This window comes from Bacteroidota bacterium (assembly GCA_030017895.1).
Taxonomy (GTDB): domain Bacteria; phylum Bacteroidota; class Ignavibacteria; order UBA10030; family BY39; genus JASEGV01.
In genome coordinates, this window is sequence record JASEGV010000140.1 from 1 (window position 1) to 3,019 (window position 3,019).

General features: G+C 41.2%; 2 protein-coding genes. One reads left to right on the forward strand and one right to left on the reverse strand.

Annotated features, from left to right (window positions below):
- Positions 1-184, reverse strand: a 184-nt coding sequence (locus tag QME58_14280) for a hypothetical protein (GenBank protein MDI6804980.1), incomplete at its 3' end; no start/stop codon positions are given.
- Positions 185-353: 169 nt separating this feature from the next.
- Between QME58_14280 and QME58_14285 the strand changes: the two genes are divergently transcribed.
- A complete protein-coding gene (locus QME58_14285) occupies positions 354-2,870 on the forward strand; it encodes a TonB-dependent receptor (protein MDI6804981.1) in 2,517 nt (838 codons plus the stop codon).
- Positions 2,871-3,019 lie beyond the last annotated feature (149 nt).

A 3,019-nucleotide genomic window follows, 5' to 3' on the forward strand; every position in this document is an offset into this window, starting at 1 on the left:
TAAATATAATTCCGACATTTATCGGCGGATCTTTGGGACGACCATAATATGCCCACACCGGTGGATCATCTTGCGTCAGGGAGGTGATTGGTGAAGAAAGCTTGAACAATTCGTAGACACGCGGAGTATCCATATTTTCACTCTTTAAACCGAAAAATGCTCCTTTCATAAAACTATGCTTCAAAGCTATTTCTCCCACCCATTCGCGTATTACGCATGGGTCAAGTGTCTTGTTCGGAGAATCTATCTTAAAATTGCAAATAAATTGATGAAACTTAATAAACAGATTAAACGTAAATTGTCATAAACATAAAATTTTATTACATTTGTTAAACTTTTTAGAAAGGGAACATATGAAAAGATATTTACTACTACTTATTGTAATTTCCACTCTTTCCTCCTTTGCACAGCTGCGTAAGGGAGATATTATCGGAAAAGTGATTAACTCCCGAACACAGGAACCTATCCCGTCGGTGAACATTCTTATCGTTGAGAAACCGGCGCTCGGCACTTCTTCCGATATCGAAGGTGGATTTAAACTTAGCGGGCTGGAAGTCGGAACATATAGTCTAAAAATTTCCGCTGTCGGATATGCACAACAAGTAATCACTAACGTCGTTGTTTCGACAGGACGCGCAACACCTGTTACTGTGAAGCTGAATGAATCAGCGGTTGAATTGGAAGGAGTAACAGCTTCAGTTAATTATTTTGCGAAAGCACAAGAGATGAGCACGGTAAGCGCTAATGTTATTGAACGCTCTGAAATTCTCCGGTCTCCCGGTGGAATTCAAGACGTCCAGCGCGTTGCTCAAAATCTTCCCGGTGTAGCAAGTTCAACGGATAACATAAACGAACTTATTGTTCGTGGGGGTGCGGCGTTCGAAAACCTCACAATTTTAGATCACATGGAAATTCCTTCTATAAATCATTATTCAAATCAATTCAATTCTGCCGGACCAATCAACATGGTCAACGCTGAAATGATTGAAAATGTGCAATTTTCTACTGGAGGATTTCCTGCTCAGTATGGCGACAAAACTTCATCGGTTATGAATTTAACCGTAAGGGAAGGAAATCGCACAAGATCATTCGCTTCAAAAACAGGATTTAATATGGCAGGCGCAGGCACGCTCATAGAAGGTGGTTTTGCTGAAGGAAAAGGTTCTTACATATTCTCCGCGCGAAATAGTTTACTGGAAATTATTGATAAGGCTTTCGGTATATCGAAAATTTCTCTGACAGCTGTTCCTAAATACTGGGATGTTCAATCCAAAATTACTTATGATTTATCTCCGAAGTACAAACTTATCTTCAACATAATTTACGGCGACAGCAGGATTCACATTGCTGGCGACCCAAAAGAAAAAGATGAGCTGCGAAAAAACATGAGCGATTCTTCGAGTGTTCAAAATCTCTATCCTATCACCAAACAATATGCAGCGGGACTCAGTTTTAGAAATCTGTTCGGCAAAGACGGTTACTCGGTTTTTACGTTGTACGCTTCAGGTACCAAATCGGATATTGACGTGCGGGAAGATTTTGCAGCTCGCAGACGAGGTGCTCAAGGCGAGGTTCTCTCATACAACATTTTAAACAGCCGCAACGTCTTTTCCAATCATTCGGATGAATCATTTGCAGGTGTGAAATATGAAATCTTCTACAAAATTCATCCGTCTCACGACATTTCCTTAGGCGGACAAATACAAACTGCACGAAAATGGGCAAACGATGTGTTTGCAGCTGCTGATACATCAAGGTTTGACCTTAACAGGGATGACAATTTCGAAACCGGACCGATAATAACTCCTCCATATCAATATCACGAAAAATTCAAATTCGGTGATGCGAGTAAATACTTTCTGTATCTAAGTGATAAGTTCAGGATTAATCCGAATCTTGCTTTAACATTAGGACTTCGTTACGATCACTTTACCTACTCGGGCAGGGGATCGTTCTCGCCACGGGCAAGCTTAACTTATCAAATCGTTCCGCCGACAACAACTATAACGTTTGCTACGGGACAGTATTATCAAACTCAACCCTTTCCGTATTACGGCGATTACCGGCAGATTGGCTACAACAGAAATCTCGATAACATGAAAGCGGATCATTATGTGTTAGGTGTCGAGCATCTCTTCGACCGCGGATTGAAATTGAGCGTTGAAACCTACTATAAGAATTATAAAAAAGTAGCAGTCTCCGAAGATTTTGTGTATTCGGTAGTAGATACATTTTGGTCGGATAGAATGCTGCCGATTGGTGAACGGATTGCCTACGGTGTTGAATTCTTCATGGAACAGAAACAGGTTGAGGATTACTTCGGAACTTTGAGTATCTCGCTTTCGAAAACAAAGATGAAAGACACGAGAATTCCTCCGATTGAAAAATGGTACCTGTCGGAATACGATTATCCTGTAATTGTTACGGCTCTTGCGGGGAAAGTTGTAAAGGGTGTCCGGGATTGGTTGAACAAAGCACCGTTTTTTATAAAGTATCCTTCGTATATACTTCCTCTCTCGAACGAAATGGAGATAAGTTTTAAATATCGTTATCAGACAGGCAGACCTTACACGCCGCAGGAGTATGTTACATGGAAGCAGGACCGTGAAGGGGGTGTAAAGTGGTCGCGCGGTTCGTGGATTGCGACAAAAGATGAAAACTCAGCCCGCTATCCCGACTACAGTCGTCTCGATTTGCAGTGGATCAGCCGGTTTTACATGAGCGGCTGGAATATAAATGTTTATGTCGCAATGATGAATGTTATGAATACAAAAAATATTTTCTATAAGAATCATAGAAGCGACGGAACTGTAGAGACTATTTACCAGTTTGCATTCTTCCCTGTGTTTGGAGTGGAGGCGGAGTTTTAAGGCGGGAGTCGTGAGTCAGGGTCGAATTGAGCTATACTAACAAATTAGGAAAGTCCCCAACTCGTGAAGGTCATGGTTGTTGAAGCGCAGTGTGTAGGGCAGTTCCAAAAATTCAAATATAAGTTTAGTGTTATAGATTTTATCGTCGT